Annotated in this window: 13 protein-coding genes; 6 read left to right on the plus strand and 7 right to left on the minus strand. The window is 57.1% G+C overall.

Annotated elements, in window-relative coordinates; all coding sequences use genetic code 11:
* Positions 1-10 precede the first annotated feature (10 nt).
* The 6 genes from QZ647_RS01195 to QZ647_RS01220 all read left to right on the plus strand — a co-directional run bounded on the left by QZ647_RS01195 (position 11) and on the right by QZ647_RS01220 (position 5,806).
* A complete protein-coding gene (locus QZ647_RS01195) occupies positions 11-1,138 on the plus strand; it encodes an NAD-dependent epimerase/dehydratase family protein (RefSeq protein ID WP_291270424.1) in 1,128 nt (375 codons plus the stop codon).
* Positions 1,135-2,262, plus strand: a complete 1,128-nt coding sequence (gene wecB / locus QZ647_RS01200) for a UDP-N-acetylglucosamine 2-epimerase (non-hydrolyzing) (RefSeq protein WP_291270425.1) — start codon at positions 1,135-1,137, stop codon at positions 2,260-2,262. The genes QZ647_RS01195 and wecB overlap by 4 nt, the downstream gene beginning before the upstream one ends.
* Before the next feature lie 12 nt (positions 2,263-2,274).
* Entirely contained in the window at positions 2,275-3,513 is a 1,239-nt protein-coding gene (locus tag QZ647_RS01205; protein WP_291270426.1) for a glycosyltransferase family 4 protein, read from the plus strand.
* A 64-nt stretch (positions 3,514-3,577) separates the two neighbouring features.
* Positions 3,578-4,603, plus strand: coding sequence for a polysaccharide biosynthesis protein (locus QZ647_RS01210; RefSeq protein WP_291270427.1), 1,026 nt, complete (start codon positions 3,578-3,580; stop codon positions 4,601-4,603).
* A gap of 73 nt (positions 4,604-4,676) precedes the next feature.
* On the plus strand, positions 4,677-5,285 hold the full coding sequence (locus QZ647_RS01215; protein WP_366526148.1) for a sugar transferase: 609 nt from the start codon (positions 4,677-4,679) through the stop codon (positions 5,283-5,285).
* Between the two features lie 149 nt (positions 5,286-5,434).
* A complete protein-coding gene (locus tag QZ647_RS01220; protein ID WP_291270429.1) occupies positions 5,435-5,806 on the plus strand; it encodes a transposase in 372 nt (123 codons plus the stop codon).
* Positions 5,807-5,840: 34 nt separating this feature from the next.
* Here the strand turns inward: QZ647_RS01220 and QZ647_RS01225 are convergent, their stop codons facing one another.
* From QZ647_RS01225 to QZ647_RS01255, 7 genes are read right to left on the minus strand one after another with little or no spacing between them, the layout of a single operon-like run.
* Positions 5,841-7,082, minus strand: a complete 1,242-nt coding sequence (locus QZ647_RS01225; protein WP_291270430.1) for an acyl-CoA reductase — start codon at positions 7,080-7,082, stop codon at positions 5,841-5,843.
* A gap of 2 nt (positions 7,083-7,084) precedes the next feature.
* Complete coding sequence (locus QZ647_RS01230; protein WP_291270431.1) at positions 7,085-8,185, minus strand: hypothetical protein; 1,101 nt, start codon at positions 8,183-8,185, stop codon at positions 7,085-7,087.
* Positions 8,179-9,588 carry an AMP-binding protein gene (locus tag QZ647_RS01235; protein ID WP_291270432.1) on the minus strand — a complete coding sequence of 470 codons (1,410 nt, stop codon included), beginning with the start codon at positions 9,586-9,588 and terminating at the stop codon, positions 8,179-8,181. Before QZ647_RS01235 ends, QZ647_RS01230 begins: the two co-directional genes overlap by 7 nt.
* A gap of 34 nt (positions 9,589-9,622) precedes the next feature.
* A complete protein-coding gene (locus QZ647_RS01240; protein WP_291270433.1) occupies positions 9,623-10,354 on the minus strand; it encodes an SDR family NAD(P)-dependent oxidoreductase in 732 nt (243 codons plus the stop codon).
* Positions 10,354-10,602 carry an acyl carrier protein gene (locus tag QZ647_RS01245; RefSeq protein ID WP_291270434.1) on the minus strand — a complete coding sequence of 83 codons (249 nt, stop codon included), beginning with the start codon at positions 10,600-10,602 and terminating at the stop codon, positions 10,354-10,356. The genes QZ647_RS01240 and QZ647_RS01245 overlap by 1 nt, the downstream gene beginning before the upstream one ends.
* Positions 10,603-10,623: 21 nt before the next feature.
* On the minus strand, positions 10,624-11,274 hold the full coding sequence (locus tag QZ647_RS01250) for a NeuD/PglB/VioB family sugar acetyltransferase (RefSeq protein WP_291270435.1): 651 nt from the start codon (positions 11,272-11,274) through the stop codon (positions 10,624-10,626).
* 20 nt (positions 11,275-11,294) lie between these two features.
* Positions 11,295-12,512 (minus strand): DegT/DnrJ/EryC1/StrS aminotransferase family protein, encoded by a 1,218-nt coding sequence (locus QZ647_RS01255; RefSeq protein ID WP_291270436.1) that lies wholly within the window; start codon positions 12,510-12,512, stop codon positions 11,295-11,297.
* Between the last annotated feature and the right edge of the window lie 16 nt (positions 12,513-12,528).

A 12,528-nucleotide genomic window follows, 5' to 3' on the forward strand; every position in this document is an offset into this window, starting at 1 on the left:
GAAGTAGTTGATGACCAAAACATTGAATAAAATTGCCATAACGGGCTCGTCAGGTTTTCTTGGCTGGCATCTCCGGTGTTGGGCGAAGCAGATGCCTTCCGTTGAAGTAATCGAAGTTCCGGATGAATCCTTTGATTCGCTGGAATCCTTGAGCGAGACCATCGGTTCGGCAGGCGTTGTCATCCATTTGGCCGGCATGAACCGTGGCCCTGAAGCAGAGGTCTACGAAACCAATCTGAAACTGGCCCGTAATTTGGCGGGAGCGCTGGATCGCCTCGGTGAGGCTCCGGTGATCTTGTTTGCCAACTCCACCCATAGCTTTGGTGACAGCCCCTTCGGACAATCTAAACGGGAGGCTTCGGCTCTACTTGCGATGTGGGCAAAGGATCGAGGCGCGCGCTATGTGGATGTGGTCCTTCCGCATCTCTTCGGCGAGGGGGGGCGGCCCTTCTACAACAGTGCGTTCGCGACTTTTTGCCACCAGCTTGCCAATGGAGAGGAACCACAGATTCTTCAGGATGGCCGAGTGGAGCTTATTCACGCACAGAGGGCGGCATCACGATTTATGGAACTGGCACTGGACACGGAAACTTCGGGTGCCGTTCGGATTGAAGGTATTCCGATGCAGGTCTCCGTCCTCTTGGCCCATCTCAAATCACTATACGGATCCTACGCGGAAGGTATCATCCCTGACCTCTCGGACCCCTTTCATCTGGATTGCTTCAATACGCTCCGCTCCTACCTATACCCGACCTGCTACCCAATGCCGCTGCGGCTGCATACCGACACTCGTGGCGGGCTTTTCGAAGCCGTGAAGACGCAGCATGGAGGGCAGGCTTTCCTTTCCTCAACGCATCCAGGGATCACCCGTGGACGGCACTACCATCATCGGAAGGTGGAACGATTCCTTGTGGTATCCGGTGAAGCGGAAATCAGGATTCGGCGCTTGTTTTCCATGGAGGTTCAGGTGTTCCGGGTCAGCGGAGCCGAGCCCTGTTTCGTGGATATGCCGACATTCCACGCGCATGAAATCACCAATGTAGGCACCCGAGATCTTCTGACATTATTTTGGAGCCACGAAATTTTTAATCCTTCCGACTCCGATACGTACCCTGAACCGGTTATTCTGAATCAATGAGCAAATTACGCGTCCTCACGGTTGTCGGAACCCGCCCCGAAATCATACGATTGTCCAGAGTCGTGGCCCAGTTGGAGCAGGACTTCGATCATCGGTTGGCCCACACCGGTCAGAACTATGATTTCGAACTCAATCAGGTCTTTTTCGAAGATTTGACCCTTCGCAAGCCCGACTACTTTCTAGGGGCAGTGGGTGGCGGTTTGGCTGAAACGATTGGTAACATCATCGCCCGCATCGACCCTGTTCTGGAAGAATTCCGGCCCGAAGCGATGCTCGTTCTCGGAGATACCAACAGCTGTCTAGCAGTGATTCCTGCCAAGCGACGCAAGATCCCAATATTCCACATGGAGGCGGGGAATCGATGCTTCGATCAGCGGGTGCCTGAAGAGACCAATCGCAAGATCGTGGACCACACCGCGGATATAAACCTACCATATAGTGACCACGCTCGGGAAAACCTCCTCCGCGAAGGGTTCCCCCCTGATCGCATTATCAAGACGGGGAGCCCGATGTTCGAGGTGCTGCATCACGCCATGGCGCGCATTGGCGCCTCGGATGTGCTGAACCGCCTTGCCCTTCAGCCGGACAACTACTTTGTGGTGAGTTGCCACCGCGAAGAGAATGTCGATGCCGAACCGAACTTGGTCCGTTTTGTGGATACGCTCAACCAGCTCGCACTCAGCCGTGGAAAGCGTATCATCGTTTCTACGCACCCACGCACCCGGGCACGCCTGGATGCGCTGGGGTTGACCCTGGATCCTCGGGTGGATCTCCTCAAGCCTCTGGGGTTCCTCGACTATATCCGTCTCCAGCAGTCGGCATCCGCCGTTCTGTCCGACAGCGGCACCATTACCGAGGAATCGTCCATCCTTGATCTGCCGGCCCTAAACCTGCGAGAAGCCCATGAGCGACCCGAGGGCATGGAAGAGGGGGCTGTAATGATGACGGGGCTGGCCTGGGGGCGGGTGGACCAAGCTCTCGCCATGCTCGAATCGCGCACGCGTGACAGGAGGCAATCCCGCATAGTCTCTGACTACACGGCGCCTCATGTCAGCCAGACGGTGGCACGGGTGATCCTCAGCTATGCGGACTATGTCAACCGTGTGGTGTGGCGCCAGTATTGAGACCTCGCAGCCGTGCGCATCCTCATCCTATCCCAATATTTCGACCCGGAACCTACGTTCAAGGGTCTGCTCTTCGCGCACGAGCTGATGAAGCAAGGGCATGTTGTTGAGGTACTGACGGGCTTTCCCAACTACCCGTTGGGGAAGTTGTACCCCGGCTACAGGATGAAGCTTCTACAAAGAGAAAACCTCGGTGGAATAAGAGTCACTCGGGTGCCTCTGTTTCCGAGCCATGATTCGGGCGGGTTCCGCAGAATGGCCTCCTACCTGAGTTTTGCGGGCACCGCAGCGCTGATGGGCCCTTGGGTGGTCCGGAAACCTGATGTCATTTACGCCTACCACGGCAATGCCACCATAGGAGTGCCGGCTTGGGTGATCGGGATGATCCGACGAGTCCCGTTCGTACTGGATATTCAGGACCTTTGGCCGGATTCTGTCACATCCTCAGGCATGCTCCCTGCCAAATTCCAGGCCATGATTCCGGCCTTGGAAGCATGGTGCAGGTTTCTGTACCGCCGTTCCGCTCGGATCGTGGTGCTGTCGCCAGGATTGAAACGAGTCCTCATGGCTCGAGGTGTACCCGAGGAAAAGGTGGAGGTCATCCCGAACTGGTGCGATGAGATCCAGATCCAGCCTGGGTCAGCAAGGCCGGAGGAGGAAAGCCTCCTGGAGGGTCGTTTCAATGTGGTGATGGCAGGCAACATGGGTCGGATGCAAGGTCTGGATGTGGTCCTGGAAGCGGCCCAGCTCCTTCAAGGCCCTGCACCACAGGTGCAGTTTGTGCTGGTGGGTGGCGGCGTGGATCGGCCTCGCCTGGAAAAACGAATGGCTTCGCTGGGGTTGAAGAATATCCTCTTCTTGCCGGGAAGGCCGATGGATGAGATCGGCGCCCTGCTTCACCGTGCGGACGCATTGCTGGTCCACCTCAAGGATGATCCATTGTTCGCGATTACCATTCCTTCTCGCATTCAAGCCTACCTGGCGGTTGGTAGGCCGCTCTTGTGCGGAGTCCGCGGGGATGGGGCGGAGTTGGTAAAGGAGGCTGGAGCGGGCTTCTGCTTCGAACCAGAATGTCCAGAAGCCCTGGCGGGTGCCGTACTCACGGTCCTGAACCTGTCCACGGAGGAACGACGCGAGATCGGCAGGAGAGGCAGCGAATTCTATAAAGATCGGCTGTCTCTTTCCGTTGGAACGAAGGCCTTTCTTCGTTTTTTCGACCGAACCCTGAGTGGCAGGTCCCAATTCAGTTAGGGGCGGACATACCCCCCTTTTTTCCTTTTTAATCATGATCCATTCAGATACCACGGAGCCACGCATGCCACCTCTTGCCGGCCTATCGAAAAAGAAACTGCTAATTACCGGAGGAACGGGTTCATTCGGTAATGCGGTTCTGCGTAAATACCTTCAATCCGATATCGCCGAGATCCGCATCTTCAGCCGGGACGAGAAGAAGCAGGATGATATGCGCCATGAGTATCACGATGACCGGATTAAGTACTACATTGGTGATGTCAGGGAGCCGGACGGCGTGTCCTCAGCTCTGAGGGGGGTGGATTATGTCTTTCATGCGGCGGCCCTCAAGCAGGTGCCATCCTGTGAGTTCTACCCGGTCGAAGCTGTGCGCACCAATGTCATGGGCACCCACAATCTATTGAATGCGTGCATCCGTGAAGGCATCCAGAAGGTCATCTGCCTCAGCACTGACAAAGCCGTATATCCCATCAATGCTATGGGTATCTCCAAGGCCCTCATGGAGAAGGTCGCGATTGCGGAATCACGCAATTTGGTAGAAGGGCAAACCACCATTGTCGTAACCCGCTACGGCAATGTTATGGCCTCGAGAGGTTCGGTCATACCACTCTTTTTGGATCAAATCCGCGCTGGGAAACCCCTTTCGGTGACGGATCCCAGAATGACCCGGTTCTTGATGCATCTCGATGTGGCGGTGGAGTTGGTCGAGTTTGCGTTTGAGCACGGTCGAAATGGGGATACGTTCATCAGAAAATCACCTGCGGCGACCATGGGAGATCTGGCTCAGGCGGTTAGAGAATTGTTGAAAGTGGAGAATCCCATTCAGATTATCGGAACCCGGCATGGCGAAAAGCTATACGAATCTCTGGTGTCGAGGGAAGAAATGGTTCGTGCGGAGGACATGGGTGGTTTCTACCGTGTTCCAGCCGATGCCCGAGATCTGAACTACGGGAAATATTTCACAGATGGGGATCTTAGTCTGAGCCAAGCAGAGGAATACCATTCCCATAACGCGCAGCGCCTGGATCTGCCCGCAATCCAGACGCTGCTGCAGACCCTGGATTGCGTTCGCGCCGCCAGGGCCCTTTGAGGATCCCTGCAGTTCCGGTAGTCTCCATCGATCGAATGCGGCTATGAATGGGTCTCTGTTGAACATGTCCAACCTGGTCAAGCGATGCTTGGATCTGACGGTCAGCTCACTGCTCCTCCTGCTGATCTGGCCCATCCTGGTCCTTTTGTGGGTCCTCATTCGCTGGGGCATGGGGACGCCAACTCTCTACCGGCAGGTTCGGCCGGGATATCGGGGACGCCTCTTTCAGGTCTACAAGTTCCGGACCATGAATGAATCCAGGGATGTGGATGGCCTGTTGCTCCCTGACCGCGACCGCCTCACCTGCCTGGGACGGTGGATGAGGAGGCTGAGCCTAGATGAACTGCCACAACTCTTTAATGTGGTCCTCGGGGATATGAGCTTAGTTGGACCACGTCCCCTGCTGATGCAGTACTTAGAGCGCTATTCTCCGGAGCAAGCCCGGCGGCACGAGGTCCGGCCGGGGATTACGGGCTGGGCCCAGGTGAACGGGCGAAATGCTCTGAGTTGGGAGGAAAAATTTCGCCTCGATGTTTGGTATGTTGACCATCAGACATTTTGGCTGGACCTCAGAATCCTCTTTCTGACCGCGTGGAAGGTGGTCCGCCGGGATGGCATCAGTGCCGCTGATTCCGCGACCATGCCAGAATTCTTAGGGACCAATCCTCCCCCGAAAAGCTGAAAATCCTGCGGCCTTCCCGACTCAGCAAGGCCTAAGTTCGTCGGCCCTGAATAAGTCCAAAATATAGATTTGGCAGGAATTTGCGGGAACTTCAGGCATGTCTGGTACACCAGAAAGTGAGGGGGGACCCCCAATTTTCTGGTGTACGGATGAAGCCGAAACCGAGGCGGACAACGAGCGAGCAGCTGGTGATCGGCTGGAAGCTGGACCTGGCGCTGGACCCGAACCACGAGCTGGTGCGGCTGGCGGCGGTGATCCCCTGGGAGGATCTGACGGCGGAATTCGGCCGCATGAATGTGCTCGACCTAGGGCGTCCTGGCATTCCGGTCCGGTTGATGGCGGGCCTTCATCTGCTGAAGCACACCTACGGACTGTCGGATGAACAGGTGGCGAAGGGCTGGGTGGCCCACCTCTGGGCCCTTTTGCGTCTGCTCATAGGCGAGGTGAGGCGGACCATCAGCGCCCTGATCGCCTTCCTCGAACCTCAGGCGGGGTTCAGGCCGCTTCTCATATCCTTCTGACCTCGCGCGGTGGGTTTTTCAGGGCCGACTAAGTTCAGGTGCGCAGAGTCACGCGGCGAAGACAGTCCTCGATCAGGTCATAGCCATCCCAGATGGGCTCAAAGGCCAAGGCCTCACCAATGGGCACGATTCGATCAAGGCCCAAGGAACCACCTTGATAAGCCAGATGGGTGAGCTCGCCTGGTTCGAACCCGAAATGAGTCAGCGTCTGGTCCCCATCATCCAGGTGACAGGTGAGCTCCTCAAGGGAGTCCAGGCGAATCATACGCAGAAAGCCCCCGCCACAGGTGGCCTTGTCCAACAGGTGGTTCTGTTCCAGGGTCGCCACCACCAAGGAAGGGTGACTGAAATCGATCCTCACCTCGGCCCTTGCGGCTAGATCAAAGGCAGCATTGGCCCGTTTGGAGGCATGGGGGATCGAAGTCGAGTGATTGCGCCGGGCAGCCTCGACCTGCAGCTTTTCCAGGAATACCGGGGTAGCACTTGCCACTTCTGAGGCTGAACCACACCAGAAGAGGACTTGGGGCGATGAACAAGCCGCCTGATTAAACCAGAAGAAGTCGTTATAGAAGGCGCTCGCCAGCTTCTCCTGCTCTGTCTGCCCCAGAGCCAAGTAGGACGCTGCTTTGATCATGGCGTAGGAATACTTGCTCGCAAAGCTGCGCTCGCTAGCATGGGGATTCAGGGGCACCCCACGCAGGGCCTGAACCGTCTCATTCCCACCCCAGACGATCCTGTGGCCGCACCAATCCGAAAAGCCACCGGATAGGGCTGCATCATGTTCGTAGGTCACGAAACGATTGGCTGTTGCGAGATCCGGGAAGCGCAGGGCCACCTCCCCGATGGCCTTTAACAGTTCGCCCACCAGAAAGGGTTGCTCGCGAGAAAGCCGAACGACATTCTGATTGCCCGCCAGGTAGGCAAGGGCCCACGAGTAAAGGAAAAGGGTGTCGATGTTCGAGGGGGCCACATGAAAGACTCGGCCCACTGGAACCCAGATGAGATTCCCAGCGGTCCTGGCTCTGTGCGCGTCGCGGAGTCTAATCAGGTTTGATTTCCGGAGCCAGAACGCGGTGGCCACGCTTGCCGGATCTTGACGGAGCGTTGGGGAGCCCTTGAGAAGGTATTCGGACAAGGCCGCAAGGGCGTCAATGCGATGCGCGGCGAAGGGCTCTGCAGGGGGCACCCTGGTCTCGAGAAAGGACTTGAGGTCGGCTGAGACCGTTGGGGCGAGTATGTGCACCCTTTGCGTCCAGTGGGTGGTGGTGACACTCATGGTCATCCTCCTCCTGAGGGCGATTGGACGGTATCGCTGCACCCGCGGATTTCCGCCTTCGGAACACGACCAAGGACCTCAAAGTGCTTCCCGCCCATCTGCAAGGAAGGTGCATCGACTCCACGGATGACGCCAAGGTCTTCGGTCAGCAGGCTGTGGCCCGGGTAGCTGGTGGGCAGGGCACTCAGAACCTGGATCAGCCCCACTTCACCATCAGGGAGGGGCTGTAGGGTCGCGGGATCGCGAATGATGACATCGGAATAGATGGGGGCATGAAGGCTGTGGAGCGGATTCTCGAAGTAGACCCCACCAACCTGTTCCACCATGCCGTAGAAGTTCACCACATTCCGGATTCCGGTTGTTTCCAGAACGCGCTTTCTAAATGCTTCTGCACTGACGGACTGATCTTGCAGCTTCTTCCAGCCGCCGGAGTGGATCAGGATCGCCTCGGGTAGGTCGATACGCTCCCCGAGCGCTTCCAGTACCTGCACCAAACCCTGCCAGACCATGAATGTAAACCCGAAAAGCAGGATGCGCTGGCTTTTGGCGTGGGCCATGTAGTCTTTCAGGCCTTCCAGATCCAGGCTTAGGTCCTCACGCAGGGCGTAGAAGGGTCGATGACCGAATTGGGCCATGCCGAGGATCCCGGCGCCCCTGGCGGAAAAGGAAGTGCGGTCCTTGACCACGCCCGGATGATCCAAAACGATCATGGGTAAGCGTTCGCGACCCAGGAAATGCTGCACCACCTTGATGAGCACTGCGGCCTGCATACGGGCGGTTTCCTTATCCAGGAAAATGCGACTGACCTGCTGGCCTGTCGTGCCACTCGAGGTCAGGGTTTTCAGAACCTCCTCATCCGGGATGCTCTTGAGGGTGTATTCCTTGAAGAGACTCACTGGCAGGAAGGGGACATCTTCCATGCGAGTGATGGCAGTCCCTTTGGTGTACCCGAATACGCGCCGAATGATGTCCCGGTATAACTCGCAAGAATCAATGTGGTGATCCGTCAGCGCAGTGAGCTTGGGCAGCAGCCTTTGAACCTTCTCTGCTTGGGAAAGTCCGAAGGGTGGCAATTCCAGCAGGTCGGCGGCAGGGCTCAGCATGGTTTCAGCCCTCTCAGCGCCAAGTAATCCATCTTACCGCTGCTGCTCCTGGGGATGGCATCGAGATGGATGATCTTGATGCTGTTCGGAGGTACTTGCAGCGATTTGGAGATGGAAAGGGCTATGGAATCAGGGATCGCATCATGGAGTGTTTCGAGGAACAGGAAGAGCTGGTTCTCCCCTTCAATGGCTGCGGCAGAACACTTGAAGTCTCGCTCAACCATTCGCTCGAGATCTTCGAGCCCTACTCGGTTGCCGAACAGCTTGGCGAACCGATTGAGCCGCCCGACCAAGGTGAAAAAGCCGTCCTCATCCACTGTGGCCAAATCCCCAGTCGCCAGGGAACCAAGCAGCTCGTCCCCCTTGGCCAAGTCCGCTATCGATTCTGCATAACCCATCATCACATTTGGGCCTTCATAGATCAGTTCATGCTGGCCTTCCAGGCCATCCACAGGTCTCAGGCTGAGGCGCCCATCCGGGATGGGAATGCCGATGCTTCCCAGTTTCCTCTCGAGCTGACTTGGAGGGAGGTAGGAAATCCGAGCCGATGCCTCGGTCTGGCCATACATGACATAAAAATCAATATTCGCTGCCACCGAGAGGCCATGAAAGTGAGAGATGAGCTCACGCTTCAGTCCCCCACCGGCCTGGGTCAGCGAACGAAGGGTCGGGTGCTTTTTGGGATTGAACCGAATTCGGTGCAGGGTTTCATACATATAGGGGATGCCGGCAAACGAAGTGCAGGCCTCTGTATCCACCTGCTTCCAGAATTCCGGACGAAGGAAGGAATCTGGTGTGAGGACGACAGTCCCGCCACTGCCCAAATGTGAATTCAGGATCGATAGGCCGTAGGAATAATGCATCGGAAGACTTTGGATGGCGCGCTCGCCTGGACCGAGGTGCAGGTATGAGGCAATGGACTTGGCGTTGGCCTTTAGATTCCCTTGGGTCAACCTAACCAGCTTGGGGCTTCCCGTGGATCCTGAGGTGGTCAGCATGACCGCAAGATTCGGATGCACGGCGTAAGCAGGTCCACCTGATTTGACGGAGTAGGACAGAAGGTTGAATTTGGAGAGTTTCGGATCCGGAGTGGATGGCAACTCATTCAACGGTTCAAGAACGAGCGAGGGAAGGTAGGTCTCAAGCAGCGTTTGTGCGGGCGCCCGGGCATCCCTCAACAAAACAGGCATGCCTTGTTTAAGACAGGCCAAATAAAGAGCCACAAAATCAGTGGTCGGACTTGCGCCAAGGAACACAACGCCCCGGTGTGGGTTCAGATGCGTCAAGACTTCGGCTGCTTGAACCACTTTGGCGATGAGTCCTGCATATGTCAGCCGCTCGCCTCGAGTCACATCAACCAGTGCCTCTGCGGCAGGGTCTTGGCTCTTGATCAGGTCAAGCATGGCAATCCATTCGTGAGTCCATTTGAAGAGGAATTCAGGCGATCATCCCGCCGTCAACACCGATAACCTGGCCGGTCACATAGGCGGAGAGGTCAGACGCGAGGAACAAAGCCACCTTTGCGATATCTTCCGGCTGACCGATACGACCCATGCCGATGCTATCGATTCGTTTCTGGTACCAGTCGGCAGTGACGCCCTGGGTCATGTTGGTATCGATGAAACCTGGGGCGATGGCATTGGCTCGAATCTGCTTTCGCGCGAGGTCCTTGGCGATGGCCAGCGTGAATCCGAGTACGGCACCCTTGGAGGCGGCATAGGCGGAAACGCCCTCCATGCCCCGTGTGCCGGCAATGGAGGCGATGTTCACGATGCTGGAGCCGGAAGGCAGGATCTTGAGGGCGAATTGAGTCCAGTTGATCATGGCCATGACATTGACATCGAAAGTTTGGCGGGTCTGGCCCATGGAGATCATTCCCAGCAGCCCCTGCTGGATGACTCCGGCATTGTTGACGAGGACATTCAACTGCCCATGCTGCTTCTTGATCTGTACGATGGTTTGCCGGAGGAATGCGTCATCACAGACATCTCCAATGTGGGCATGGACCTCGGCACCAGTCTCAAGAGCCAACTGCTGAGCCAGGGTTTCCAGTTCCTGGCTGCGTGCACAGAGATGCAAGATCGCACCCGCACGAGCGAATTCCGACGCGATCGCCGCACCAATGCCTCTGCTGGCGCCTGTGATGAGGGCGACTTTCCCATTGAGCATTAGAAGGTCACGCCATGCTTGGTGAGGATCTCTTTGGCCTTGCCGACCGAGCTCAAACCGAGAATGTCGTCGGTATCCAACATGACATCAAAGACGGACTCGAGTTCACTCATCAGGTTCATGTGACCAAGGGAGTCCCATTCGCGAATGGAATTGTAGGCAAGCGTCTCGGTAACCACCTCGGCTGGAACACCCAGGGCCGTTGTGAAACAGACTTGGAGTTTGTTCAGGTTCTCGGCATTGGTCATATGACCTCCTTGAATACGGATTCAGGCTGGTTTGACGGGGACCAGGCGGGCAGGTGTTCCAAGGGCTGTCGTGGAATCGGGGATGTCCACCGCACAGAAACTGCCGCCGCCCAGGATTGAATTGTGGCCCATGTGTCGCCCTGGAGCCAGGGCCGCATTGGTGCCGAGAAAAGCCCCCGTCTCGATGATGCAGTTGCCACTGATCCGGGCACCGGGACAGAGCTGGGCGAACATCTCGACGCGGCAGTCATGCCCTACGGATGCATGGAGGTTCACGATGATATGATCTTTCAGGACCGTTTGATTGGAGATGATGCATCCAGGGGCCAAATAGGTCCCGACTCCGATTTGGGTTTCCAGCCCGAGGATCACCGAGGGGTCAATGATGGAAAGCGGCTGCCACTGGCTGCTCAGGCAACGATCCACCAGGGTTTTCCGGACGGCATTGTTCCCGATGGCACAGATGAAGTGCATCCCATCTGTGTGGGGGTCCTTTAGCAATGCCTCCAGCGAGAGAACAGGCAGGCCGAGTTGGGTTTGACCGACCAGCGCCGGGTTGTCGTCACAATAGCCCACGAGATTGAATTCCCCGGACTGCCCCATGGATCGCCCATAGGACCAAGCGATTTCCTTGCCCAGTCCTCCGGCACCGATGATGACCAATGATTTCACTAAGATCCTCGAGAATGGCGCTAGAAGCAGGAACGAGAAAGCACGTGCCGAAGCGACTCAACGGCCGAGGCAATGGAGGCCTCAGTCAAGGTTGGGTGAACCATGAACATCAGGCTCGTTTCGCCGAGGCGTTTCGCAATGGGGAATGAGCAGTCTTGGCCACTGGGGAGCGTCGAGAATGCTTTTTCCAGATAGATTTCGCTGCAGCTGCCGCTAAAACAGGGCACACCCGTGGCTGTCACCTCGGTCATGATCCGGTCTCGAGTCCATTGGGGGTGGAGAGTCTCTGGCTTGAGGTAGACATAGGCCTTGTAGGCAGCATGGCCAAAGTCTCCATCCGCCCTTGGGATATGCAGTGCGGGATGACCTGCAAGCCCATCAAACAGCTGGTTCATATGGGCCTTTCGCAGTCGCGTCCACTCGGACAATTTCCGCAGCTGAATCCTGCCGACAGCCGACTGCAACTCGGTCATCCGCCAGTTGGTTCCGAAGGACTCGTGCAGCCAACGAAATCCGGGGGCCTGTTGGCGATGGTAGACGGCATCGTAGCTCTTGCCATGGTCTTTGTACTCCCAGGCTCGGCGCCAAACCTGCTCATCGTTGGTCGTAAGCATTCCGCCTTCGCCACCCGTGGTGATGATCTTGTCCTGGCAGAAGGAAAAGCAACCCACATGGCCGATGCCGCCAACGGGGCAGCCCTTGTAGGTTGCGCCATTGGCTTGAGCACAATCTTCGATCACCTTGATCCCATGCTTCTTGGCCAAAGCCATGATGGGGTCCATGTCGCAGGGCCAGCCGGCGAGGTGGACAGCGATGATGGCGCGGGTCTTGGGAGTTATGACCTTGGCGATGGATTCGGCTGTGATGTTCCCGCTGTCTGGATCCACTTCGGCAAGCACAGGCGTGCACCTGCGGGCTACGGCTGCGCTAGCGCTGGCGATAAAGGTGCGGGGGCTGGTGATCACTTCTGCCCCGGCTGGGATCTCCAGGGCATGCAGAGCCAGTTCCAGGGCAACCGTGCCATTCATGAGGGCGACGGCGTATCGGCAGCCGGCGGCTGCAGCGTATTCTTCCTCGAAACGGCGGCCTTCTTCCCCAGTCCAGTAATTCACCTTCCCGCTTCGGAGAACCTGAGCCACGGCATCAACCTCATCCTCGGCATAGAAGGGCCAAGGAGCAAAGGCTGGCACTGCGTGAGATGAACCAAGTGGGAGCTGGGTGTGGGGTAGCTTGGTCATACCGGGAGGGCTCCAG

The organism is Geothrix sp. (genome assembly GCF_020622065.1).
GTDB lineage: Bacteria > Acidobacteriota > Holophagae > Holophagales > Holophagaceae > Geothrix.

Coding starts and splice junctions, on each gene's coding strand:
- QZ647_RS01245 (WP_291270434.1), bottom strand. CDS start 10,602: ATGACCAATGCCGAGAACCTGAACAAACTCCAAGTCTGTTTCACAACG.
- QZ647_RS01220 (WP_291270429.1), top strand. CDS start 5,435: ATGAAGCCGAAACCGAGGCGGACAACGAGCGAGCAGCTGGTGATCGGC.
- QZ647_RS01240 (WP_291270433.1), bottom strand. CDS start 10,354: ATGCTCAATGGGAAAGTCGCCCTCATCACAGGCGCCAGCAGAGGCATT.
- QZ647_RS01235 (WP_291270432.1), bottom strand. CDS start 9,588: ATGCTTGACCTGATCAAGAGCCAAGACCCTGCCGCAGAGGCACTGGTT.
- QZ647_RS01230 (WP_291270431.1), bottom strand. CDS start 8,185: ATGCTGAGCCCTGCCGCCGACCTGCTGGAATTGCCACCCTTCGGACTT.
- QZ647_RS01195 (WP_291270424.1), top strand. CDS start 11: ATGACCAAAACATTGAATAAAATTGCCATAACGGGCTCGTCAGGTTTT.
- QZ647_RS01225 (WP_291270430.1), bottom strand. CDS start 7,082: ATGAGTGTCACCACCACCCACTGGACGCAAAGGGTGCACATACTCGCC.
- QZ647_RS01210 (WP_291270427.1), top strand. CDS start 3,578: ATGCCACCTCTTGCCGGCCTATCGAAAAAGAAACTGCTAATTACCGGA.
- wecB (WP_291270425.1), top strand. CDS start 1,135: ATGAGCAAATTACGCGTCCTCACGGTTGTCGGAACCCGCCCCGAAATC.
- QZ647_RS01255 (WP_291270436.1), bottom strand. CDS start 12,512: ATGACCAAGCTACCCCACACCCAGCTCCCACTTGGTTCATCTCACGCA.